This is a genomic window from Arthrobacter sp. B1I2 (genome assembly GCF_030816485.1).
GTDB lineage: Bacteria > Actinomycetota > Actinomycetes > Actinomycetales > Micrococcaceae > Arthrobacter.
This window is the reverse complement of sequence record NZ_JAUSYC010000001.1, coordinates 1,964,297-1,986,440: the sequence shown is the minus strand read 5'-3', so window position 1 is coordinate 1,986,440 and position 22,144 is coordinate 1,964,297. Positions and strand designations below refer to the sequence as shown.

Here is a 22,144-nt window from a genome sequence, read left to right as displayed (position 1 = left end):
CTTGACATGGCGTTATCGCAGTTCCAACAGTTCCTCAACGAAGCCACCACCCCCGATCCCTTCGGCGAATTTCCCTTGCGTCCCGACTGCCTGTACGGCCTGTACGTGAGCTGGTCGGCCCTGCATGGCTTGACCCCCAAATCGGACCAGGCCTTCCGGGCCGGCATGCTGCGTTGCGGCGTGGACATCCGGAACAGCCACTTGCGGATGACCGGGCCTGCCGCCACGGACTACATCCTCTGCAGCTACCCGGCAGTGGCATGATGTCCACGCGGTTCGACGTCCTGTACGTCAACGGGCACTATATGCACTGCGGCCAACCGATGGGCGTTGCGGGCGCCGACATGCGCAGCTTCCATGGCAGTTGCCTCACCAACCGGCTGCCGGAGGCCTTGACCGTGTACCTGGCAACCAGCGTGCTGCGCTGCGCCTGCGGGTTCCAGATGGAGGTCCCGGACCAGGATGATTTGGTGACGGAATGAATCAGCTGCCACTGGACGATCTGACCGCGGCCGTGGCCCGCATCCGCGGGCTCCTGCTGACTGAGGAAAAGGTGGACCGCGCGGTCTCACTCCTGGCCCAGGCCATCAAGGAGTCGCTTCCGGGCACGCCCGGAGCCGGGGTGTCCTTAATGGACGCCGAAGGCAAGCGCACAAGCAACGCTGCCACTGATGCCCTGGTGGAGCAGCTCGATGCCGGCCAGTACGAGCTCGGCGAAGGCCCCTGCATTACTGCCTGGGCGGCTGGAAAAGTGGTCATCATCGACGACCTCCTGACCGACACCCGCTGGCCGCGCTGGCAGTCCGCCGTGGCGTCACTCCCGGTCCGGTCAGTGGTGAGCGCTCCGCTGATTGCGGGGAAGGAAACGCTGGGTGCCTTCAAGATCTATTCGGCGCTGCCCGGGCAGTACGACGAGTCAACGGGGAAGGCCCTGTCGCTGTTTGCTGAAACGGCAGCCACCCTGCTCGCCCACATCCAAAGTACCGAAACCCCGCTCCGTATGTCCGAAAGCCTCAGGGTCAGCCTGGCCAGCCGGGACACCATCAGCCGTGCCTGCGGGATGCTGATGGAGCGGCAGGGCATCGGCCAGGACAGGGCTCTGCAGCAATTGATTCAAAACGCGCGGGTGTCAGGTGTCACCCTGGTTGAGGCCAGCGAGCAAGTGGCCACCAGGGTGCCGCCTGCGGGATCGTAGGGGGCAGCGTTGGGTTTTGATCCGCATGAACCGGAGCAGCGGGGCCAGCTTAAGGATGCCTTGGCCGCGGCTGACATCACCGTGGGAGAACTGTGGCTGCGGTACTTCAGCATGACCGGTTCCGCCGGCGAGTACGAGGTGCAGGCATATGTGCAGGGCCTCATCTCGCTGCCCGTCATCCAGCGCGACCTGCTGGCCCTGGCCTGCAACGAAATTATCGCGGAGAAGCCGCCGCTGCACGCACCCTATGCGGACCAGATGAACGGCCCACGCACCAGCGGTTAGTCTTCCACGGACAGTTCCTTGGGGTCGTTCCCCTTACTGCCCCTGTTAGGGGATGCAAACCTTCGTGGCGCGGGGGCCCGTGCAGTGCTTTACTGCCAGCATGTCTGAAACCCTGAAGCTGAGCCACGACGAACCGCATGACAGCAGCGTGGCAAGCCGCCTTAACTGGCTGCGGGCCGGTGTGCTCGGTGCGAACGACGGCATCGTTTCCGTGGCGGCAACCGTGGTGGGCGTGGCAGGCGTGACCAACGACCTGGCGCCGATCCTGGTGGCCGGCACTGCAGCGGTAGTGGGCGGAGCCGTGTCCATGGCACTGGGCGAATATGTTTCCGTGAGCAGCCAGAGTGACAGCCAGCGGGCACTGATTGAAAAGGAACGCCAGGAGCTCAGGGACGATCCCGACGGCGAGCTGGCGGAACTTGCCCACATCTACCAGGCCAAGGGGCTCAGCGAAGCCACCGCACGCACAGTTGCCGAAGAATTGACGGCCAAGGACGCACTCAAGGCGCACCTGTCCGCCGAACTGAACATCGACGAAGAGGAGGTGGTGAGCCCCTGGCACGCAGCCTTCGCCTCCGCCATCGCATTCACGGTCGGCGCCGTACTTCCCATGCTGGCCATCATTTTCCCGCCTGAAGAAGCGCGTATTCCGGTCACATTCGTTGCCGTGATCCTGGCGCTCGCCCTGACCGGGACAGTCAGCGCCAAAATCGGCGGAAGCTCCAAGCGCAGGGCGACCCTCCGGCTGGTGGTGGGCGGAGCGCTGGCCATGGCGTTCACGTTTGCGGTGGGAAGCCTGCTGGGCACCACCGGCATCGCCTAGTCCCTCTTACCCCGGTCCACTACTGTCAGGAGCGTCCACGTGTTGGAGATCGCCGGCCTTCCGGCCCACATTCTGTTGATTCACGGCGTGGTGGTCCTGGCCCCGCTGGCTGGGGTTGCAGCAGTGGTTTTCGCGCTGCTCCGCCGCTCCCAGGCGTTACCTGGCCTGGCCGCTGGGGGTCCTGGCGCTGTTGCTGGTCCCGCTGTCCATCCTCACGGCCGAAGCCGGGGAACAGCTGGAGAAGGCAAAACGGGCGTCAAGCCTCATCGAGGAGCACGCCCACCAGGGAAGTTTCCTCCGATACGTCACAGTGTTCTTCCTGGTGGCGGTGGCAGCCCAGATCGCCGCCGCCTTCCCCTCGGTCCTGACGCGCAGGCCCGCCTTCCGCGGTCTGCGCGGACTCCTGGAATCCCGTTGGCTGGTCCCTGCCACCTCGGTTCTTGGCGTCCTGGCGGGCCTGTTCCTGGTGTACCAAGCCATCGTGACCGGCCACTCCGGGGCAGTATCCGTTTGGGCCGGGACCCGGTAGCCGCCCACTCCGGCGCGTCAGCCGTCCGGCTTGGCGCTTGAAACAGTGCCTGAGGCAGGCTCCCGCGGAAGAGGTACGACGGCGAAGCGCCGGTTTGCGAGCACCGGCACCCGCCCTTGCACCTGGTTCAGCCGTTCCCGGCTGAGGCGCGCCACGATCAGGCCCGGTTCCTCACCCGCGTTGGCTACCACCACACCGGCCGGGTCCACGGCCATGGAGAATCCGGTGGCGAGCGGGCCGGCTTGGTTGGCCGCCAGGACGTAGGCCGTATTCTCGATGGCCCGCGCCTTGGCCAGCGTGGCCCAGTGGTCCTCCTTGCCGGGCCCCGGGATCCACATGGACGGCACCAGCAGGACGTCCGCTCCGGCGTCGACGGCGGCCCTCGCGCTCTCGGGGAAGCGCAGGTCGTAACAGGTGAACGTCCCAAACCGGAAGCCACCCAGGCTGAAGACAAACGGTTCCTCCGCACTGCCCGGTGAGATGCCGTCGCTTTCCCGGTATCCGAATGCATCGTAGAGATGCACCTTCCGGTAGCAGCCCAGGATGTCCCCGCGGCTGTCCAGCGCCACCAGGGTGTTGAACGGCAGGCCCGCTTCCGTCCTTTCGTAGGTTCCCACCACCACCGCGATCCCATGCTCCCTGGCAAACCCGGCGATGCTCCGGATGAACGGACCCTCCAGGTCCTCCGCGACGGCCGCAATGGCCCCGGCTGCTTCGCTGGTGCCGTACAGGCTGGACTCCGGGAGGACCACCAGTTCCGCCCCCGCCGCCGCAGCATCCGCAATGAGCCAGCCGGCCGCCGTCGCATTTCCCCCGGGATCGGTGCCCGCGCTGAACTGTCCCGCCGCAATGATCATGTCCGCTGAAACCATGGCTGTCCTTCCGGTCCGGGAGGGCTGCCGCCGGCGTCTTCCCGGCCGCGGCAGAACCTCTTCCCATCAGCATCCTCCCCGCGTATGGTGGGGCACACAACCGCTGGTCCCCGGGCCAGTGGTGGGCTCATGCAACTGGGCTTCTGGAGCATGCCGGAGGGACCACAAGTGGCTAGGAAACCTTTCAAGAACCACAGCATGCGGCGCTTCGCAGCGCTGGCCGCGGGCGTTCTTGCCCTGCCGGCACTGGCCTCCTGCTCCGCCGAAGTCTCCCGCGGCTTCCTTCCCGGAAACCGGGACACCACCAACAACACGGAACTGATTACGGACCTGTGGGTCAACTCCTGGATCGCTGCACTCGTGGTGGGCATCATCACTTGGGGACTGATGATCTGGGTCATCGTGGCGTACAGGCGCAGGAAGAATACGGTGGGCTTTCCCCCGCAATTGAGCTACAACCTCCCTCTTGAGGTCTTCTACCTGGCCATCCCGCTGATCGTCATCGGCGTCCTGTTCGTTTTCACGGACCGGGAACAGCGTGCCATCGATGAGCGCTACCCCAACCCGGACGTCGTGATCGATGTCTTCGGCAAACAGTGGTCCTGGGATTTCAACTACGTCAAGGAACAGGTCCACGAGGACGCCGGACAGCAGGCCCACCTGACCGGCGACTGGGGCGCGCCCGACCGGCTGCCCACGCTCTACCTTCCGGTGGGGAAGACAGTGGAGCTGCACCTGCAGTCCCGGGACGTGCAGCATTCCTTCTGGGTGGTTGATTTCCTGCAGAAACGCGACCTGTACCCGGGCCACGAACAGTACAACCCGTACATCAGCATCACCCCCCAACGCACCGGCGAATACATGGGAAAGTGCGCCGAGCTTTGCGGCGAGTACCACTCGGAGATGCTCTTCAAGGTCCGGGTGGTGAGCCAGCAGGAGTATGACAGCCACATGGCCGACCTGAAGGCCAAGGGCAACACCGGCAACCTGGGCGCCGACTTCAACAGGACACCGCTATCGGCCCCGTCCCCGCAGGTCCCGGAAGCAGCACAGTAAAGGAGGGCACCGACATGACCACCACAGGCCAGAGAATGGGCGGAACCGCGGCTACGGCGGCACCGGCAGTGGTCCGGCGCTCCAAAGGCACCATCGTCGTCAACTGGATCACCTCCACCGACCACAAGACCATCGGGTACATGTACCTGATCGCGTCGTTCGTGTTCTTCTGCGCGGGCGGCGTGATGGCGCTGCTGATCCGCGCCGAGCTGTTCGAACCCGGCATGCAGATCCTGCAGACCAAAGAGCAGTACAACCAGCTGTTCACCATGCACGGCACCATCATGCTGCTGATGTTCGCCACACCGCTGTTCGCCGGGTTCGCCAACGTGATCATGCCGCTGCAGATCGGCGCGCCCGACGTGGCATTCCCGCGGCTGAACGCGCTGGCATTCTGGTTCTTCCTGTTCGGCTCCACCATCGCGGTGTCCGGGTTCATCACCCCGCAGGGCGCGGCCTCGTTCGGCTGGTTCGCTTACGCGCCGCTGAACAACACCACCTTCACCCCCGGCATCGGCGGTGACCTGTGGGTCTTCGGCCTGGCGCTGTCCGGCTTCGGCACCATCCTGGGCTCCGTCAACTTCATCACCACCATCATCTGCATGCGCGCCCCGGGGCTCACCATGTGGCGGATGCCCATCTTCACCTGGAACACCCTGGTCACCGCCATCCTGGTGCTCATGGCCTTCCCGCGCGCTGGCCGCCGCCCTGTTCGCCCTGGGCGCGGACCGGAAGTTCGGTGCGCACATCTTCGATCCCGCCAATGGCGGCGCCATCCTCTGGCAGCACCTGTTCTGGTTCTTCGGCCACCCCGAGGTGTACATCATCGCGCTGCCGTTCTTCGGCATCGTGTCAGAGATCTTCCCGGTCTTCAGCCGCAAACCCCTGTTCGGCTACAAGGGCATTGTGTATGCCACCATCGCCATTGCGGCCCTCTCGGTGACGGTGTGGGCGCACCACATGTACGTCACCGGTGCGGTGTTCCTGCCGTTCTTCGCATTCATGACCATGCTCATCGCGGTGCCCACCGGCGTGAAGTTCTTCAACTGGATTGGCACCATGTGGGGCGGGTCGCTGACGTTTGAGACCCCCATGCTGTGGAGCATGGGGTTCCTGGCCACGTTCCTCTTCGGCGGCCTCACCGGGATCATCCTGGCCTCGCCGCCCATGGACTTCCACGTTTCGGACTCCTACTTCGTGGTGGCGCACTTCCACTACGTGGTGTTCGGCACCGTGGTGTTCGCCATGTTCGCAGGGTTCTATTTCTGGTGGCCCAAGTTCACCGGCACCATGCTGAACGAGCGGTTGGGCAAGATCCATTTCTGGATGCTTTTCCTGGGCTTCCACGCCACGTTCCTGATCCAGCACTGGCTGGGTGTCCTGGGCATGCCACGCCGGTACGCGGACTACATGCCGGAGGACAACTTCACGGGCATGAACCAGTTCTCCACCATTGGCTCCTACCTTCTGGGAGCATCCCTCATTCCGTTCTTCTGGAACGTCTATATCACCTGGCGTGCCGGCAAGAAGGTCACCGTGGATGACCCCTGGGGCTTCGGCGCTTCGCTGGAGTGGGCCACGTCCTGCCCACCGCCGCGGCACAACTTCACCTCGCTGCCCCGCATCCGGTCGGAGCGCCCCGCCCTGGACCTGCACCATCCCGAGCTGAGCGTCCGGCTCCATCCGTCAGAGGACGCCCCCGCGGAAAGCATCCTGGGTGCGGCGGACATCGGGGAGCACGACCTGCACGACCCCAACCCGAACAAGTAGCGGCACGCGCTGCTTTTCGAGTCGCAGAAACGCTGGCGCTACCCGAATTCGGGCCGCGCCAGCGTTTTTGCGCCGCGCCAGCGATTTTGCGCAGCGCCAGTGTCTTTGCGCAGCGCCAGCGGTTGGCCGCCTAGTTGCCGGCCCGCACCCCAACTGCAGCCCGCCGGTACAGGAACCAGCCCGCCACAGCCAGGACCACGCTCAGTACCAGGAAGCCGAGGTCCCAGGCCAGGGGCCCGCCCAGGTCGTCGCGGACGTGGTGGATCCCCAGGAGCTGGTGGTTGACCAGGCCTTCCAGCACATTGAAGACACCCCAACCAAGCAGCACCAGGCCGGCGTGGAAGGCCCAGCCCGGAGACAGGGTGCCGTTCCGGCGGGCACGGATAGTGAGGAATGCGGCGGCCGCCACCAGCACCCACATGGCCGCGTGGAACAGGCCGTCGGCCAGCGTGTTCAGCTCCAGCCCGGGAACCGTCCTGGGATTCCCCGGCTCCGTGTGGGTCAGCATGTGGTGCCACTGGAGAAGCTGGTGCAGCACGATCCCGTCCACAAAACCACCCAGCCCCATCCCCAGCAGGAAGGCAGGTGCGACGGCGGCGCGGGCCTTGGCAGCGCCCGTGACGGCCGCGCCGGTACTCTCGCTGGACATCCTGTTCCCCTTTCGTCACGTACGCCTCTCTCCCAAGTCCCTACCCGCCGTCGTCCTCCCCAACCCGGGCAGGCACCCTTGACCTCGTTCCCTCCGGATGGAAGCCTGTGAAGATCGCGGTGGGGCCTCAAGCAACGGGGTTGGTTCCGGCCAGGAACCTCCCACTGCCGGCCACACACAAAGGCGGCACGAATGCGCGCAATGGTGTACCGCGGCCCGTACAAGATCCGGGTCGAAGAAAAAGACATTCCAAAAATCGAACACCCCAACGACGCGATCATCCGGGTGACCACGGGCGCGATCTGCGGCTCGGACCTGCACCTTTACCACGGCATGATGCCGGACACCCGGGTGGGCACCACGTTCGGCCACGAGTTCGTGGGAGTGGTGCACCAGGTGGGCTCCTCGGTGCAGAACCTGATCCCCGGCGACCGCGTGATGGTGCCGTTCAACGTCTACTGCGGGTCCTGCTGGTTCTGTGCCCGCGGCCTCTACTCCAACTGCCACAACGTCAACCCGAATGCCACGGCGGTGGGCGGCATCTACGGCTACTCCCACACCTGCGGTGGGTACGACGGCGGCCAGGCCGAGTTCGTCCGGGTACCGTTCGCGGACGTGGGGCCGGCGAGGATCCCGGACTGGATGGATGAGGAGGACGCGGTGCTGCTTACCGATGCCCTTCCCACCGGCTACTTCGGGGCCCAGCTGGGCGACATCGTGGAGGGCGACACGGTGGTGGCGTTCGGCGCCGGCCCCGTGGGCCTGTTCGCGGCGAAGTCGGCCTGGCTGATGGGAGCGGGCAGGGTCATCGTGATTGACCACCTGGACTACCGGCTGGAGAAAGCCCGCAGCTTCGCCCACGCCGAGACGTACAACTTCGCCGAGTACGACGACATCGTGGTGCACCTGAAGAAGGCCACCGACTACCTGGGCGCCGACGTCGTCATCGACGCCGTGGGGGCCGAGGCGGACGGAAACTTCCTCCAGCACGTGACGGCGGCAAAACTGAAGCTGCAGGGCGGCTCCCCCGTGGCACTGAACTGGGCCATCGACTCGGTCCGCAAGGGCGGAACGGTTTCCGTGGTGGGAGCCTACGGCCCCATCTTCAGTGCCGTGAAATTCGGTGACGCCGTCAACAAGGGCCTGACATTGCGCATGAACCAGTGCCCGGTGAAACGCCAGTGGCCGCGGTTGTTCGAGCACATCCGGAACGGCTACCTGAAGCCCAGCGACATTGTGACGCACCGGATCCCGCTGGAGCACATCGCAGAGGGCTACCACCTGTTCTCGTCCAAGCTGGACAACTGCATCAAGCCCCTGATCGTTTCCACCACTGCCTGAAAGGGAGCGCACCATGACCGAACCCGCAACCCCGTACAAGGCGGGAAAGTCCCCATCCCCCGAGTCCTCGATGGCCCTCCGCGCCCGCATCCCGGGCTGGGGCGTGGACCTGGACCCTAAGGACCGCCCGTCCTTTCCGCGCGAGCAGCCCGGCATCGAGACCGGCGCGCACTGGAAGTTTCCGGACCGCCAGCCCGAAAACCAGCCCCGGGAACGGTCCATCGAGCACGCTATGCTGCCGCCCGTCTTCGGCACCTCGGCCCCGCTCAAAGGCGCCTCCGGGGCGATCCGGAAGTACGCCTACCGCAGGTTCAGCGAAGGGCGGGCGGCGCACTGGCTGCTGCTGATCGCCGCGGACCGGGTGGATGCATGGGAGAACCACCTGAAGTCCCTGGCTGCTCCGCGGCCGGACAACCCCATAACAGAGACCGGGATCGGCGGCGAATTCTCCGGCAACGGGTTCAAATCCCGGGCCGGGAAGCGTGTGGACACCAACCACGCGTGGATGGACCCGATCATCGTTGCCGGGCCGTGGGTGCTGGCCGGGCTCGGGGCCGCGGCGGTCCTCCGGGGCCTCCGGGGACGCCGCTGATGTCCAAAAGGAATTAGGTCACGCCATGTTTGCGTAATTGATGTGAACCTCGTCACTTAAAGCGCTTTCCGGCTTGGAGCTTAGGTTTGCCTACCCTACAGTTTCCTGACATAGGCACCGTTTACGGCGCCCATCAGGACCTCGGTTCAAGCAGATTTTTTCCCCACCGAAAGCAGCCTCAATGAAGATCCGCAACAGCGCGCTGGCCGGCATCGCACTCGCCGCCACCGCAGCTCTTGGCCTGACCGCCTGCGGCGGCGCCACCCCTGCCGGCGACAGCTCGTCCTCCGCTTCCGGCGGCGCCGCTTCGGGTGAGATCACGGTGTACAACGCCCAGCACGAAAGCCTCACCAAGGAATGGGTGGATGCCTTCACGGCGGAAACCGGCATCAAGGTGACCATGCGCCAGGGCTCAGACACCGAGCTGTCCAACCAGATCATCCAGGAAGGCCAGGCGTCCCCCGCGGATGTGTTCCTCACCGAGAACTCCCCCGCCATGACGCAGGTGGAGAACGCAGGCCTGTTCGCCGACGTCGACAAGGACACCCTGGCCCAGGTGCCCGCCGAATTCGCGCCGTCCACCGGCAAATGGACTGGCATCGCCGCCCGCTCCACCGTCCTGGTGTACAACAAGGCCAAGCTCACCGAGGATCAGCTGCCCAAGTCCATGCTTGACCTGGCCAAGCCGGAATGGCAGGGCAAGTGGGCCGCATCCCCCAGCGGCGCCGACTTCCAGGCCATCGTCTCAGCGCTGCTGGAGCTGAAGGGCGAGTCCGCCACCGAGGAGTGGCTGAAGGGCATGAAGGAGAACTCCAAGGCCTACAAGGGCAACAGCACGGCCATGAAGGCAGTCAACGCCGGTGAAGTGGATGCCGCCCTGATCTACCACTACTACTACTACGGCGACCAGGCCAAGACCGGCGAGAACTCCAAGAACGTCACGCCGTACTACTTCAAGAACGAGGACCCGGGTGCTTTCCTGTCCGTCTCCGGCGGCGGCGTGCTCAAGTCCTCCAAGAACGCTGCCGCCGCGCAGCAGTTCCTGAAGTTCATCACGGGCAAGAAGGGCCAGGAAGTCCTGAAGAACGGAACGTCCTTCGAGTACGCCATCGGCTCCGATGTCCCCGCCAACGACAAGCTGGTTCCCATCAAGGACCTGCAGGCTCCCAAGGTTGACGCCGCCAAGCTCAACTCCGAAAAGGTCACCGACCTGATGACCAAGGCCGGACTCCTCTAATTCCGTGACCACCGATCTATCTGCTCCGCCAAGGCGGAACACGACGACGGCGGGCCGGGGCAGCAGCCCCCGCCCGCCTTTCGGCGTTTCCGCGGTGTCCGTCCTGGCGGTGCTGATCGCCCTCTTCTCCCTCGTCCCGCTGGGGTACGTGGCGTACATGACGGTGGCAACCGGGTGGGACACCGCCGTCGGCCTCATCCTGCGCCCCCGCGTGGGCGAACTGCTGCTGAACACCTTGCTGCTCATGGCCGCCACCATCCCGCTGTGCCTGCTGCTTGGCGTGGCGGGGGCGTGGCTGGTGGAACGGACCAGGCTCCGCGGCCACCGCGTCTGGGCCGTGCTGCTGGCCGCCCCGCTGGCCGTCCCCGCATTCGTCAACAGCTACGCGTGGGTCTCTGCCATCCCGTCGCTGGGCGGCCTGGGCTCGGGGATCCTGATCTCCACACTGTCCTATTTCCCGCTGGTGTACATCCCGGCGGCCGCCACCCTGAGCCGCCTGGACCCGGCCATCGAGCAGTCCGCCGCTGCCCTGGGGCTGGGTGCCTGGCGGACCTTCTTCCGGGTGGTGCTCCCCCAGCTCCGGATCGCCCTGACCGGCGGGGCGCTGCTGGTGGGGCTGCACCTGCTGGCCGAATACGGCGCGTTCGCCATGATCCGGTTTGATACCTTCACCACCGCGATCATGACCCAGTACCAGTCCACCTTCAACGGCGCGGCCGGGAACATGCTGGCCAGCGTCCTGGTGCTTTTCTGCCTGCTCCTGCTGCTGGCGGAGGTCCGCAGCCGTGGCACCGCCCGTTACGCCCGGATCGGGTCCGGCGTCCAGGCAAAGGCGCTGCGGCTTCCGCTGCACGCCTACCAGGTCCCCGCGCAGCTGTTCCTGCTCGTGCTCACAGCCCTGGCGTTCGGACTCCCGCTGTACTACGTGGTGCGCTGGATCGTGGCCGGCGGAGCAGAGATCTGGACCGCGTCCGAGTTCCTTCCGGCCCTCTTCACCACGTTCACCTACGGGCTGGCCGGCGCCGCAGCCACCACCGTGGTGGCTTTCCCCATGGCATACCTGGCCGTCAGGCACCCCGGCTGGTTCAGCAAGTCACTGGAACTCTCCAACTATGTCACCAGTTCCATGCCCGGCATCGTGGTGGCGCTGGCGTTCGTCACCGTGAGCATCCGGATGGTTCCAGGGATGTACCAGACCGCGGGGCTGCTGGTGGCGGCGTATGTGCTCCTGTTCCTTCCCCGGGCCCTGGTGAACCTCCGCGCCGGGCTGGCCCAGGCCCCCAAGGAACTCGATGAGGCAGCCCAGGCGCTGGGCAAGCCGCCGCTGCTGGCCTTCATCCGCGTTACCCTGCGGCTCACGGCCCCGGCCGCCGCGGGCGGGGCTGCCCTGGTGTTCCTGGCCATTGCCAATGAACTCACCGCCACCTTGCTCCTGTCCCCCAACGGCACCAAAACGCTGGCCACCGAGTTCTGGAGCAAGAGCAGCGAGATCGACTATGCAGGAGCCGCGCCCTACGCCCTGCTGATGATCCTGCTTTCCGCCCCCATGACCTATCTCCTCTTCCAACAGTCCAAGAAAGTAGCCGGACAGTGACAGCACCATCAACCCGCAGGCTGCACGGGCCTCGGGTGGCGCCCTCCGTGGCGGCAACCACCAACAGCCACCTGCAGATCACGGACGTCACCAAGAACTTCGGACCCCAGGCGGTCCTGAAGGGCGTCAACCTGTCCGTGGCCAAGGGCGGAACCACCGCCATCGTGGGCCCGTCCGGCTCCGGCAAGACCACGCTCCTGCGCCTGATCGCCGGCTTTGAACACCCGGACACCGGCACCATTTCGCTCAACGGCACCACCGTGGCCGGTGACGGCGCCTGGCTTCCGGCGCACAAGCGGCAGATCGGGTATGTGGCCCAGGACGGCGCCCTGTTCCCGCACCTCACCGTGGGCCAGAACGTTGCCTTCGGCCTTGATGCGGCCAAGCTGGAGGGCGGCCGCCGCGCCGTCGCCGCCCGCGTGGCCGAACTCCTGGAGATGGTGTCCTTGGATGCGTCCATGGCCAAGCGCCGGCCGCACCAGCTTTCCGGCGGCCAGCAGCAGCGGGTGGCGCTGGCCCGGGCGCTGGCACGTGAACCGGAACTGATGCTCCTGGACGAGCCCTTCTCCGCGCTGGACGCCGGGCTCCGGGTGGCCACCCGCCGCGCGGTGGCCAAGGTCTTGGCCGAAGCCGGCGTCACCACCATCCTGGTCACCCACGACCAGGCCGAGGCCCTCTCCTTCGCCGACCAGGTGGCCGTGATGCGCGGCGGCAAGCTGGCCCAGATCGGCAACCCCTTTGTGGTGTACACCCGCCCCGCGGACCGGGCCACCGCTGAATTCCTGGGCGACGCCGTCATCCTGGACGCCTGGCTGGAGGGGTCCCTGGCCACCTGTTCCCTGGGCGGCATCCCGGTGCGCCGGCCGCCGGCGCAGGGACGGGTGCAGCTGATGCTGCGGCCGGAACAGATCCGCATCGCCGAGGACGGCCCCATCCGCGGCGTGGTGGTGGACACGGACTACTTCGGCCCGGAAACCACAGTGCGGCTGAAGCTGAACGTCCCCCAGGAAGTGGCGGAGCACGCCGATCACCGGTACCCCGGCGGCGGCGAAGTGATCACCATCCGGCACTGGAACGCCTCGATCGCGCGGCCCGGTATGGAGCTGTGTTTGCGGGTGGTGGGCGAAGCCGTCGCCTTCCCGATCGAAGACTGAGCGCACGCCTTCCTCACCCGGCGCCTCAGAGGCTTGTTCGCGTTTCCGAACCTATTGGCTCCGGTCCTGCGAACAAGGTTCTGAGGGCTCCCTCCATCGTCGACACAGGAAAATCACCGGGCGGAAACACGCCCGCAACCTGCCCACGGCAAGCTGTGCTTACGGGGATACAACAGCAGGAGGCAGCCCATTATGGAGGCACAAGGAATACGTACCGCCCAGCTCCGCATCGGGGACCAGATCGAGGCGTGGCACCGGGGCAGGCTCTTCCACAAAGGCCGGGTGACCGACGTCGTCCCGCACCTTGAACTCTTCTGGATCCTGGACGCCCGGACCGGCACGCGCAAGCTGCTGGACCCCGAGGCCCTGGAGATCCGCCACGAGGAGGCCCCGGTCAAGCCGGAGACCCACATGAAGCCGGAGACCCACATCAAGCCCGAGGCCCGGCCCCAACCTCTCGCCCCGGCCTGACCCCGGAGTTTTTGGGCAGGTATGCGGACTTCCGGGGCTCGGAACCCGGCTTATCTGCCCAAAAACTCCAGAGGGAGGGGTCAGGTGCGTTCCTGGTAGACGTCCGGGACGCCGTCGTGGTCTGAATCCACCCGCTCCAGCTCTTCCGCCAGCCGGTACTGCCGGTTCCGGGTCCGGAGCACGGCCGTCGCCAGCAGCGCGGCGATCAGTGACGCGGCCAGGATGCCCACCTTGGCATGGTCGTCATGCAGGCTGCCGTGGCCGAAGCTGAGCTCCGCCACCAGCAGGGACACGGTGAACCCGATGCCTGCCAGCAGCGCAACACCGAACACGTCGATCCATTTGAAGGAACTGTCCAGGCTGGCCCTGGTGGCCTTGGTCAGGATCCATGTGGTTCCCATGATGCCGATCGGCTTGCCCAGGACCAGGCCCAGGATGATGCCCAGCGCCACCGGATCGGCCAGGGCCGAGCCCAGGCCTTCCCATCCGCCTACGGCCACGCCGGCGGAAAAGAACGCGAAGATGGGGACGGCCACGCCGGCGGAGATGGGCCGGAACCGGTGCTCGAAGATCTCGGCCAGCCCGGGACCGGCCTCGGGGCCGCCGGATGCCTGCGAGCGGATCACGGGAATGGCGAAGCCCAGGAGGACCCCGGCCACGGTGGCATGGATGCCCGAGGCGTGCACCAGCGCCCAGGTCAGGGCCCCCAGCGGCAGCAGGATCAGCCAGGCCGCGGCTGCATGGCGCCCGAAAAACCGGCGGCACTTCTGCGCCAGGAAGGTGTAGATGGCCAGCGGGATGAGGGCCAGGAGCAGCGGGGCGGCCTGGATGTCGCTGGAGTAGAAGAACGCGATGATGGTGATGGCAATGAGGTCGTCCACCACGGCCAGCGTGAGCAGGAAGATCCGCAGGGCGCTGGGCAGGTGGGATCCGATAATCGCCAGGACCGCCACGGCGAAGGCGATGTCGGTTGCGGTGGGGATGGCCCAGCCGCGCAGCGTTTCCGGGCTGGCAAGATTGACTACGGCGTAAGTCACCGCCGGGACCACCACGCCCCCCACGGCGGCCGCCACGGGCACGATGGACTTGCTGAGCTGCCGCAGGTCACCGGCCACGAATTCACGTTTGAGTTCCAGGCCCACCAGGAAGAAGAAAATGGCCAGCAGGCCGTCCGCTGCCCATGCGCCCAGGCTCAGTTCCAGGTGCCATGGCTCATAGCCCACCTTGAAGTCGCGCAGGGCAAAGTAACTGTCCGACGCCGGGGAGTTGGCCCAGATAAGGGCAACCACCGCTGCAAGGACCAGGAGGGCGCCGCCCACCGTTTCCTTGCGGAGGATTTCCCCAATGCGCAGGGCTTCGGCGTAACTGCCGCGGGAAAAGACGGTGGAGCCGAAAAACTTGTTCCGGCCGGGCGTGGGCGAAGTCGAGTTCATGCAGGTGTCCTTAAATCCGGGTTCGGCAAATCCATGCCGACCAGACTTCCCGGCGCACCTGCACCCATCCTACCGGGAGCCCGCCCTAACCGGCACGGCGGCCTCCCGTACGGTCCGCCCGCCCATGCAGCTGGATGGCCCGCACGGCCCGGTCCAGGTGGATCCGCGATTCGGGGCAATTGGCCAGCTGCACCAGTTCCGCGGCCACCGCCACCAGTTTGACGTTCCGGTGGCTGCTGGTGCTCACCAGCATCTGGAACGCGTCATCGGAGCCGAGTTTCAGCTGGCCCATGAGGATGCCGCGGGCCTGGTCGATCACTGTGCGGGTTGCCGTAGCGCCTGCCACCGCCTTCCGCGCCGTCTGCTCGGTTTCGCGCTGCAGGGTCCGGCTGAGATCCACCACCACGCCTTCGAGCGCCGCGAGTGATCCGTTCGTACCCAGGATCGCTTCGCCGGACGTCAGCACGCGCCGGGTCCGTCCGCGGGCATCGACGATCCGGTGATACATGCAGAAGTATCCGCCGGTTTGTGAAACCTGGGCCAGGATCTCTTCACAGCGCTCGCGGTCGTCGGGATGTTTGTGGGCGAAGACCAGCTCCAAGGTGGGAACAACCTCGCCGCGGTGGTAACCGTGCAGCCGGTACATGCCGTCCGACCACTGGAAAGCGGGTCCGCCGGGCTTCATATCCACCTTGAAGGTCCCGGCGTCGCTTTCACTGTCCCCAAGGGCACTCGAATACGTGTACAAGTCGCCGAGCTCCGTCACCGGTCCACCTCCCGCGCAAAGGCCAGCCCCCAGCGGGCGGGCTCTGTCCTCGCACCTTCCAGTATGGTGCCCTGCTGTAACAGAAGGTAGTACAGGAGGCCTATGGCAGTAGCAAGGGCAATACAGTAGGATGCTTGACGCAGATACCCCTAGGGGGTATATTGGCGGTGTTGTCAGTGAAGTGGTATGTCCCGGCTGGTGCCCTGCACCGGTCTTCACAGCCGTTCAACCCCAGCGCCCCTTGATTTCCTCAACGGATTGGAACTGACATGAACATCGGGAACCGCCCCCAGCTCCCCCTCGCTTCCTCCGGCTGCAGCTGCTGCGCCCCTGCCGGAACAGCGGAGCCGGCCACCACCCTGCCTGTGCCTGCCGCGCAGCAGTCCCCTGCCGCCGTCGGAAGTTCCGACGCCGAAGCCTCCTCCCAGCGTGACTTTGCGGTGGAGGGCATGACCTGCGGGCACTGCGTCCGTTCCGTCGAAACGGCCGTGTCCGCGGTGGCGGGTGTGGCTTCGGCGTCGGTTGACCTGGTCCCCGGCGGCCGGTCCCGGCTTACCGTGAAGGGTTCGGCATCCGACGCCGACGTCCGCCAGGCGGTAGCCGCCGCAGGCTACGCCCTGGCATAAGGCCGGCGCCCCGCGGCGCGGCCCCACAATTTCCGCCGGCCCGGGTATCACCGGGCAGCGATCGCCTCCAAGGAGGAACAATGCAGGACCATCACGACATGCATCACCAGGGCGGGCCGCACAACCCTGACCAGCCACCCAGCGGGACCCTGACCCAGCCCCCGGCGCACGACGCCGGACACGCACACGGCGCCGCGCATACACCCCACGGCGACGACGACCATACTGTCCACACCCACGGCCAGCACGCGGGGCACAGCACCGCCATGTTCAAGAACCGGTTCTGGCTGACGCTGGCCCTTGCCGTTCCGGTGGTCTATTTCAGCCCCATGATGGGCCACCTCCTGGGCTACATGCCGCCGGAGTTCCCCGGTTCCGCCTGGATTCCGCCGGTCCTGGGCACCGTGATCTTCCTCTACGGCGGCCAGCCGTTCCTCAAGGGCGGCCTGCAGGAGCTCAAAGACCGGACGCCCGGCATGATGCTGCTGATCGGCATGGCCATCACGGTGGCGTTCGCCGCATCCTGGGTCACCAGCCTGGGAATCGGCGGCTTCGACCTGGACTTCTGGTGGGAGCTGGCGCTGCTGGTGGCCATCATGCTGCTGGGCCACTGGATTGAGATGCGGGCCCTTGGCTCCGCGCAAGGCGCCCTTGATGCCCTCGCCGCGCTGCTGCCGGACGAGGCCGAACTCATCACGGACAACGGCACCGAAACCGTGCCCGTGTCCCACCTCAACCCCGGCGACTTGGTCCTGGTCCGTCCCGGTGCCCGCATGCCGGCGGACGGAACGGTGGTGGACGGGCAGGCCGAGTTCGATGAGTCCATGATCACCGGCGAATCCAAGACCGTGGCACGCGGGGCCGGCGACCCGGTGGTGGCCGGAACCGTGGCCACGGACAACAGTGTCCGGGTGCGGGTGACGGCTGTTGGCGACCAGACCGCCCTGGCCGGGATCCAGCGGCTGGTGGAAGAAGCGCAGGCCTCGTCCTCGCGGGCGCAGGCCCTGGCGGACCGTGCAGCGGCCTTCCTCTTCTACTTCGCCGCCGGCGCGGGTGTGCTGACCTTCATCGCCTGGACGTTGCTGGGAAGCGTTCCCGACGCCGTCACCCGCACCGTCACCGTGCTGGTGATCGCCTGCCCGCACGCCCTGGGGCTGGCCATACCGCTGGTGATTGCCATTTCCACGGAGCAGGCCGCGCGGGCCGGGGTGCTGATCAAGAACCGGATGGCGCTGGAGCGGATGCGCACCATCGATGTGGTCCTCTTCGACAAGACCGGTACCCTGACCACCGGCGAGCCGGAGCTGAAAGACGTTGCCGTGGCCGAAGGGGCGGATGCCGATGCCGTGTTGGGCCTTGCCGCCGCCGTGGAGTCAGACAGCGAGCACCCCGTGGCGCGGGCCATCGTCCGTGCAGCCAGGGCCCGGAACCTGGTGCTGCCTGAAGCCACCGGCTTCACGTCCCTGACGGGTCGTGGCGTCAAAGCCAGCGTGGACGGACGCACCGTGCACGTGGGCGGACCCGCGCTCCTGCGCGAGCTCGGCGTCGTCGAACCCGCAGCTTTGGCCCGGAGCACCCGGGCGTGGATGGACCGCGGCGCTGCCGTCCTGCATGTGATTGACGACGACGGCCGCGTGCTGGGGGCGGTCAGCCTGGAGGACGCCGTACGGCCGGAGTCGCGCCAGGCCGTGGCGGCCCTGCAGAACCGCGGCGTCAAGGTGGCCATGGTCACCGGCGATGCCTGGCAGGTGGCAAGGGCCGTGGCGGAGGACCTGCACATTGACGAGGTGTTCGCTGAAGTGTTGCCCGTGGACAAGGACAAGAAGGTGGCTGAACTGCAGGCCCGCGGGCTGAAGGTGGCCATGGTGGGCGACGGCGTCAATGATTCGCCCGCGCTGGCCCGCGCCGAGGTGGGCATTGCCATCGGGGCCGGCACGGATGTGGCCATGGAGTCTGCCGGGGTGGTGCTGGCCGGAAATGATCCGCGCGCGGTGCTGTCCATGGTGGACCTGTCCCGGGCCAGCTACCGGAAGATGTGGCAGAACCTGGTGTGGGCCACGGGCTACAACATTCTGTCCGTGCCGCTGGCCGCGGGCGTCCTGGCCTTCGCCGGGGTGGTCCTCTCGCCCGCTGCCGGGGCGGTGTTGATGTCCGCGTCCACCGTGGTGGTGGCGCTGAACGCCCAGCTCCTCCGGCGCCTGAAACTGAACCCGTCCGAGGTACGTTGAATATCCCATACCGACCGAAAGGAGTGGCCGCCATGACTGCACGCGCCGTTGCGTCCCTCCTCCGCAAGGCCTGGCTGCTCGCCGCCATCCTGGCCGTCGTCGCCGGGCTCCTGGGCATGCATGTGCTGACCTCCGGCCACGCCTCGCACGGGGCTGTTTCCCAGGGGGCGGCCGCCGTCGCGCATTCTCCCGTTAGCGACCATGGTGGCCATGGCGGCCACGCCGCCACCGGCGCCACCGACGTCTCCACGGACGCTCCGGTCGTGGCGCCCGCCACCTGCGGCGACTCCTGTCCGGGGGCGCAGGCGCCGGGGGCACAGTGCATCCCCTCGGCACCGGGCGCGCCGGTGACGGTTTCCCCGCCGCAGGCAACCCTGGCTGCCCTTCCGCTGCTGCCAACCGTCAGCACGCCTGGCCCTGCCTACGACTACCTGCCGCCCAGCCCCACACCCTGCGACCTGTCCATCAGCCGGACGTAAACCGGGCTGCGCCAAACAACCCGGCCCAGTTCCACTACATCCCTGAAGGACAACCCATGAACACCACTATCAAAACCCTGTCCATTGCTGCTGCCCTGGCCGCCTCGATCGGACTCGCCGCATGCGCCGCCAATACCGGCTCCGGCAACAGCATGCCCATGGACCACGGCAACTCCAGCCCCATGTCCAGCTCGATGCCCAGCGCCAGCATGATGCCCGGTGCCAGCGCCGACCATAATCAGGCCGACATCATGTTTGCCCAGATGATGATCCCGCACCACGCCCAGGCGGTGGAGATGAGCGGCATCATCCTGGCCAAACCGGACATGCCCGCAGAGGTGGCCGCGCTGGCCACCAAAATCAAGGCGGCGCAGGCACCCGAGATCGAGCAGATGACCGGCTGGCTCACCGGCTGGAACGTGCCCACCATGATGAGCGACCATACCGGGCACGGAATGTCCGGCATGGTGGACGACGACGGCATCGACAAACTGAAGTCCGCCACCGGTACCGAGGCCGCGCGGCTGTTCCTCGAGCAGATGATCGGCCATCATGAGGGCGCCATCGACATGGCTCAGCAGGAGATCAGCGCCGGCAAATTCCCGGACGCCGTGAAGCTGGGCCGCGACATCGTGGACGCGCAGCAGGCGGAGATCACGCAGATGAAGCAACTGCTGGCCACGCTCTAAACAAAGACGCGCCGGCCCGCCGGGCAATACACACGGCGCGGCGGCGGCACCCAACCCGGGAGGCCGCCGCGGCGCCGTTGCGTGTTAAGTTGAAAAGCACGGGTCCGAACGGATCCGCCACCAGCTGGGAAAAGAGAAATCTCCTTGGACACTTCCGCACCAGTACGAATCCTCACCGTCTGCACCGGCAACATTTGCCGGTCCCCCGTGGCCGAACGGCTGCTGCAGGCAGGACTCGATCAGGCGGTGCCCGGCGGTTTCCAGGTGGCCAGCGCCGGCACCCGCGCCCTGGTAGGTGAGCCCATGCAGCCGATTTCTGCCGACATCGTGCGGACCTTTGGCGGGGATCCGGAAGGGTTCGCGGCACGGCAGCTCACGCCCAAGATCCTGCGCGGCGTTGACCTGGTGCTCACCATGACATCCGGGCACCGGGGCGAGGTCCTGCAACTGGATGCCTCCCTGCTCAAGCGGACGTTCACCATCCGCGAGTTCGCCCGCATGCTCGACGTCCTGGACCAGCGGGCCGCAGCCGCTGCTGACGGCCAGCCCGGCGCCGTCGGATCTTCCCCGGGTGCGGCGCCTTCCCAGGGTGAACCCGGCAGCAACGCGTCCGACGACGATCCCCGGCTCGCTGCCAACGCCGCCTTGTGGCGCGGCTTGCCGGCGCGGGCCGCGGGGGTGCGGCACCTCTCGCTGCCCGCCGACTCCGCAGACAACGACATCGTGGACCCGTACCGCCGCGCGCCGGAGGTGTACCGGGAGATGGAGGACCAGCTGGCCCCCGCGATTATCTCCATCCTGCGCCATGCCCGCCTCAACTCCCCGGTTCGCGGGACCGCGTCCCAGCCGCTGTAACTGGACGGCGCCACCGCAGCTTTGCCGCCGTCCAGGTGTTCCTCCGCAGGCCTTGGCAGGTGACAGTTTGGATAACCCTGTAGCCAAGCAGTGCCTGCCGGACGGACACTGATCCCACCAGACACAATGAGGTGGAGGCGTCATGAGCATCCCAGGCGGTTCAGATCCATCCGGGCCCGGCAACGCAGGTTCCGTACCGCCGGGTTCGCCCGGTCCCCGCCGGCCCGCCTGGCTGGCGGCCCTGGGCCGCCGCCGCTGGATCGCCGCCCTGGTTGCGCTGGCCCTTGTGGTGGTGGCCGGCGTCGCGGTCTTCAGCCTGAGCCGCGGCGGCCAGGAAGCACAGCCGGCAGCCACCCAAACCCAGTCACCCAGCGCAACACCGACGCCGACTCCCTCTGAAACTCCCCCGCCAGCCCCTGCTCCCCCACCTCCGCCCCAGCCCATCCCGGATCTCCCGGCCGCAGCCATGAACGTCCTGGTCATCGGCAGCGACAGCCGCGAAAATGCCCGCGAGCAGGCCGCCCACACCGCGGAAACCGGCGAGGCCTCGGACCACCGTTCGGACACCCTCATGGTGGTTCATGTTCCGGCCGACCGCCACACCCTCTACGTCATCTCCATCATGCGCGACCTCTGGGTGGACGTTCCGGGCGTGGGCGGCTCCAAGATCAACGCAGCCCTGCAGTACGGCGGCATCGACTTGACCACCCAGACGGTGCAGCAGCTGCTGGGCATCACCATTGACCACACCCTGATGCTGGACTTCAACGGCTTCCGTGCCCTCACGGACGGCCTGGGCGGGATCGACGTCAACGTCCCCTTTGCTTTCCAGTCCACCATCGAAACCCACCACGCCTTCGAGCAGGGGATCAACCATCTTGACGGCCAGGCGGCCCTGGAGTTCAGCCGTGAGCGCTACGCGTTTTCCGACGGCGACTTCCAGCGGGTGCAGGACCAGCGGATCATGCTCCGCGCCATCCTGGCCCGCCTGACCGCCGGGGGCGCCCTGAATGACGTCAACGCGGTGCGGTCGCTGGTCGATTTCGCCTCCTGCTGCCTCACGGTGGACAAGGGCTTCGATCCCGTCCAGGCCGCGATCCTGGCCTACAGCCTGCGCAACCTGGACGTAAACGCCATCGGCACCATGACCCTCCCCACCGCCGGAACGGGCATGGCCGCCGGCCAGTCCGTGGTGTTCCCCGACTACGGCGGCATCAACGCCGTGGGGGCTGCGCTGCGGGAAGGCAGGATCGGGGAGTACGCGGTCCCCTAAACAGGGCGGCCGAGCGTGTTGCGACGCGCATGCCCGGTGACGCGGCGCATATTCCTTTGCGCGGCCTGCATTTCGGGAGCGGCAGGGAACGCGCGCGTCATGGGCGAACTTGCGCGTCGATGGCGGCCACGCAACTCTGCGCCGCCGCCGTCGACCGTTATTTTCCGGCGCACCCTGGGTACGCGGACTGTAGTGTTTCCGCATTCGGCAGAGTATTCGGTATGCAA

General features: G+C 66.8%; 23 protein-coding genes and 1 pseudogene. 20 read left to right on the top strand and 4 right to left on the bottom strand.

Features of this window, described 5'->3' with window-relative positions; genetic code table 11:
• The first annotated feature begins 6 nt into the window (after positions 1 to 6).
• The 6 genes from QFZ57_RS09220 (at position 7) to QFZ57_RS09195 (ending at position 2,832) form a co-directional block, all read left to right on the top strand.
• A complete protein-coding gene (locus QFZ57_RS09220; RefSeq protein WP_306630131.1) occupies positions 7 to 264 on the top strand; it encodes a hypothetical protein in 258 nt (85 codons plus the stop codon).
• Positions 261 to 482 (top strand): hypothetical protein, encoded by a 222-nt coding sequence (locus QFZ57_RS09215; RefSeq protein ID WP_306630130.1) that lies wholly within the window; start codon positions 261 to 263, stop codon positions 480 to 482. Before QFZ57_RS09220 ends, QFZ57_RS09215 begins: the two co-directional genes overlap by 4 nt.
• Positions 479 to 1,195: a GAF and ANTAR domain-containing protein gene (locus tag QFZ57_RS09210; protein WP_306630129.1), complete on the top strand. Its 717-nt coding sequence runs from the start codon at positions 479 to 481 to the stop codon at positions 1,193 to 1,195. Before QFZ57_RS09215 ends, QFZ57_RS09210 begins: the two co-directional genes overlap by 4 nt.
• Positions 1,196 to 1,204: 9 nt before the next feature.
• Complete coding sequence (locus tag QFZ57_RS09205) at positions 1,205 to 1,480, top strand: hypothetical protein (protein ID WP_306630128.1); 276 nt, start codon at positions 1,205 to 1,207, stop codon at positions 1,478 to 1,480.
• 100 nt (positions 1,481 to 1,580) lie between these two features.
• The gene (locus tag QFZ57_RS09200; protein WP_306899676.1) at positions 1,581 to 2,303 is read left to right on the top strand and encodes a VIT1/CCC1 transporter family protein; all 723 of its coding nucleotides are present in this window, start codon (positions 1,581 to 1,583) and stop codon (positions 2,301 to 2,303) included.
• Between the two features lie 115 nt (positions 2,304 to 2,418).
• Positions 2,419 to 2,832 carry a hypothetical protein gene (locus tag QFZ57_RS09195; protein ID WP_306899674.1) on the top strand — a complete coding sequence of 138 codons (414 nt, stop codon included), beginning with the start codon at positions 2,419 to 2,421 and terminating at the stop codon, positions 2,830 to 2,832.
• Between the two features lie 17 nt (positions 2,833 to 2,849).
• On the opposite strand, the gene QFZ57_RS09190 is transcribed toward QFZ57_RS09195, so the two are convergent.
• Positions 2,850 to 3,704 carry a carbon-nitrogen hydrolase family protein gene (locus QFZ57_RS09190; RefSeq protein ID WP_306899672.1) on the bottom strand — a complete coding sequence of 285 codons (855 nt, stop codon included), beginning with the start codon at positions 3,702 to 3,704 and terminating at the stop codon, positions 2,850 to 2,852.
• 198 nt (positions 3,705 to 3,902) lie between these two features.
• On the opposite strand from QFZ57_RS09190, the gene ctaC reads away from it, so the two are divergent.
• A complete protein-coding gene (gene ctaC, locus QFZ57_RS09185; protein WP_306632471.1) occupies positions 3,903 to 4,760 on the top strand; it encodes an aa3-type cytochrome oxidase subunit II in 858 nt (285 codons plus the stop codon).
• A 14-nt stretch (positions 4,761 to 4,774) separates the two neighbouring features.
• A pseudogene (ctaD, locus tag QFZ57_RS09180) lies at positions 4,775 to 6,530 on the top strand (aa3-type cytochrome oxidase subunit I).
• A 130-nt stretch (positions 6,531 to 6,660) separates the two neighbouring features.
• Here ctaD and QFZ57_RS09175 read toward each other — a convergent pair.
• Positions 6,661 to 7,179: a DUF2243 domain-containing protein gene (locus QFZ57_RS09175; RefSeq protein ID WP_306899670.1), complete on the bottom strand. Its 519-nt coding sequence runs from the start codon at positions 7,177 to 7,179 to the stop codon at positions 6,661 to 6,663.
• A gap of 192 nt (positions 7,180 to 7,371) precedes the next feature.
• On the opposite strand from QFZ57_RS09175, the gene QFZ57_RS09170 reads away from it, so the two are divergent.
• From QFZ57_RS09170 to QFZ57_RS09145, 6 genes are all read left to right on the top strand, one after another.
• Positions 7,372 to 8,520, top strand: a complete 1,149-nt coding sequence (locus QFZ57_RS09170; protein WP_306899669.1) for a zinc-dependent alcohol dehydrogenase — start codon at positions 7,372 to 7,374, stop codon at positions 8,518 to 8,520.
• Between the two features lie 13 nt (positions 8,521 to 8,533).
• On the top strand, positions 8,534 to 9,112 hold the full coding sequence (locus tag QFZ57_RS09165) for a hypothetical protein (protein WP_306899668.1): 579 nt from the start codon (positions 8,534 to 8,536) through the stop codon (positions 9,110 to 9,112).
• A gap of 181 nt (positions 9,113 to 9,293) precedes the next feature.
• Positions 9,294 to 10,349: an iron ABC transporter substrate-binding protein gene (locus QFZ57_RS09160; protein ID WP_306630121.1), complete on the top strand. Its 1,056-nt coding sequence runs from the start codon at positions 9,294 to 9,296 to the stop codon at positions 10,347 to 10,349.
• A 4-nt stretch (positions 10,350 to 10,353) separates the two neighbouring features.
• Entirely contained in the window at positions 10,354 to 11,943 is a 1,590-nt protein-coding gene (locus QFZ57_RS09155) for an ABC transporter permease (RefSeq protein ID WP_306630120.1), read from the top strand.
• On the top strand, positions 11,940 to 13,097 hold the full coding sequence (locus QFZ57_RS09150) for an ABC transporter ATP-binding protein (RefSeq protein ID WP_306630119.1): 1,158 nt from the start codon (positions 11,940 to 11,942) through the stop codon (positions 13,095 to 13,097). Before QFZ57_RS09155 ends, QFZ57_RS09150 begins: the two co-directional genes overlap by 4 nt.
• A 192-nt stretch (positions 13,098 to 13,289) precedes the next feature.
• The gene (locus tag QFZ57_RS09145) at positions 13,290 to 13,568 is read left to right on the top strand and encodes a hypothetical protein (protein ID WP_306630118.1); all 279 of its coding nucleotides are present in this window, start codon (positions 13,290 to 13,292) and stop codon (positions 13,566 to 13,568) included.
• 80 nt (positions 13,569 to 13,648) lie between these two features.
• Here the strand turns inward: QFZ57_RS09145 and nhaA are convergent, their stop codons facing one another.
• Both nhaA and QFZ57_RS09135 read right to left on the bottom strand, forming a co-directional pair.
• Positions 13,649 to 15,001, bottom strand: a complete 1,353-nt coding sequence (gene nhaA, locus QFZ57_RS09140) for a Na+/H+ antiporter NhaA (RefSeq protein WP_306899664.1) — start codon at positions 14,999 to 15,001, stop codon at positions 13,649 to 13,651.
• An 85-nt stretch (positions 15,002 to 15,086) separates the two neighbouring features.
• Positions 15,087 to 15,767, bottom strand: coding sequence for a PAS and ANTAR domain-containing protein (locus QFZ57_RS09135; RefSeq protein ID WP_306899662.1), 681 nt, complete (start codon positions 15,765 to 15,767; stop codon positions 15,087 to 15,089).
• Positions 15,768 to 16,036: 269 nt separating this feature from the next.
• Between QFZ57_RS09135 and QFZ57_RS09130 the strand changes: the two genes are divergently transcribed.
• The 6 genes from QFZ57_RS09130 to QFZ57_RS09105 all read left to right on the top strand — a co-directional run bounded on the left by QFZ57_RS09130 (position 16,037) and on the right by QFZ57_RS09105 (position 21,917).
• Complete coding sequence (locus QFZ57_RS09130) at positions 16,037 to 16,393, top strand: heavy-metal-associated domain-containing protein (RefSeq protein ID WP_306899661.1); 357 nt, start codon at positions 16,037 to 16,039, stop codon at positions 16,391 to 16,393.
• Between the two features lie 80 nt (positions 16,394 to 16,473).
• Positions 16,474 to 18,621, top strand: a complete 2,148-nt coding sequence (locus QFZ57_RS09125; protein WP_306899659.1) for a copper-translocating P-type ATPase — start codon at positions 16,474 to 16,476, stop codon at positions 18,619 to 18,621.
• A 32-nt stretch (positions 18,622 to 18,653) separates the two neighbouring features.
• A complete protein-coding gene (locus tag QFZ57_RS09120) occupies positions 18,654 to 19,100 on the top strand; it encodes a hypothetical protein (RefSeq protein WP_306899657.1) in 447 nt (148 codons plus the stop codon).
• Positions 19,101 to 19,156: 56 nt separating this feature from the next.
• Positions 19,157 to 19,789, top strand: coding sequence for a DUF305 domain-containing protein (locus QFZ57_RS09115; protein WP_306899655.1), 633 nt, complete (start codon positions 19,157 to 19,159; stop codon positions 19,787 to 19,789).
• A 144-nt stretch (positions 19,790 to 19,933) separates the two neighbouring features.
• Entirely contained in the window at positions 19,934 to 20,644 is a 711-nt protein-coding gene (locus tag QFZ57_RS09110) for an arsenate reductase/protein-tyrosine-phosphatase family protein (protein WP_306899654.1), read from the top strand.
• A gap of 142 nt (positions 20,645 to 20,786) precedes the next feature.
• Entirely contained in the window at positions 20,787 to 21,917 is a 1,131-nt protein-coding gene (locus tag QFZ57_RS09105) for an LCP family protein (protein ID WP_306899651.1), read from the top strand.
• Positions 21,918 to 22,144: the final 227 nt, after the last annotated feature.

Bases quoted from the DNA above. Each gene is read 5' to 3' on its own strand.
- QFZ57_RS09220 (WP_306630131.1), top strand. From the start codon at position 7: ATGGCGTTATCGCAGTTCCAACAGTTCCTCAACGAAGCCACCACCCCC.
- QFZ57_RS09215 (WP_306630130.1), top strand. From the start codon at position 261: ATGATGTCCACGCGGTTCGACGTCCTGTACGTCAACGGGCACTATATG.
- QFZ57_RS09210 (WP_306630129.1), top strand. From the start codon at position 479: ATGAATCAGCTGCCACTGGACGATCTGACCGCGGCCGTGGCCCGCATC.
- QFZ57_RS09200 (WP_306899676.1), top strand. From the start codon at position 1,581: ATGTCTGAAACCCTGAAGCTGAGCCACGACGAACCGCATGACAGCAGC.
- QFZ57_RS09190 (WP_306899672.1), bottom strand. From the start codon at position 3,704: ATGGTTTCAGCGGACATGATCATTGCGGCGGGACAGTTCAGCGCGGGC.
- ctaC (WP_306632471.1), top strand. From the start codon at position 3,903: ATGCGGCGCTTCGCAGCGCTGGCCGCGGGCGTTCTTGCCCTGCCGGCA.
- QFZ57_RS09175 (WP_306899670.1), bottom strand. From the start codon at position 7,179: ATGTCCAGCGAGAGTACCGGCGCGGCCGTCACGGGCGCTGCCAAGGCC.
- QFZ57_RS09170 (WP_306899669.1), top strand. From the start codon at position 7,372: ATGCGCGCAATGGTGTACCGCGGCCCGTACAAGATCCGGGTCGAAGAA.
- QFZ57_RS09165 (WP_306899668.1), top strand. From the start codon at position 8,534: ATGACCGAACCCGCAACCCCGTACAAGGCGGGAAAGTCCCCATCCCCC.
- QFZ57_RS09160 (WP_306630121.1), top strand. From the start codon at position 9,294: ATGAAGATCCGCAACAGCGCGCTGGCCGGCATCGCACTCGCCGCCACC.
- QFZ57_RS09145 (WP_306630118.1), top strand. From the start codon at position 13,290: ATGGAGGCACAAGGAATACGTACCGCCCAGCTCCGCATCGGGGACCAG.
- nhaA (WP_306899664.1), bottom strand. From the start codon at position 15,001: ATGAACTCGACTTCGCCCACGCCCGGCCGGAACAAGTTTTTCGGCTCC.
- QFZ57_RS09130 (WP_306899661.1), top strand. From the start codon at position 16,037: ATGAACATCGGGAACCGCCCCCAGCTCCCCCTCGCTTCCTCCGGCTGC.
- QFZ57_RS09125 (WP_306899659.1), top strand. From the start codon at position 16,474: ATGCAGGACCATCACGACATGCATCACCAGGGCGGGCCGCACAACCCT.
- QFZ57_RS09120 (WP_306899657.1), top strand. From the start codon at position 18,654: ATGACTGCACGCGCCGTTGCGTCCCTCCTCCGCAAGGCCTGGCTGCTC.
- QFZ57_RS09115 (WP_306899655.1), top strand. From the start codon at position 19,157: ATGAACACCACTATCAAAACCCTGTCCATTGCTGCTGCCCTGGCCGCC.
- QFZ57_RS09105 (WP_306899651.1), top strand. From the start codon at position 20,787: ATGAGCATCCCAGGCGGTTCAGATCCATCCGGGCCCGGCAACGCAGGT.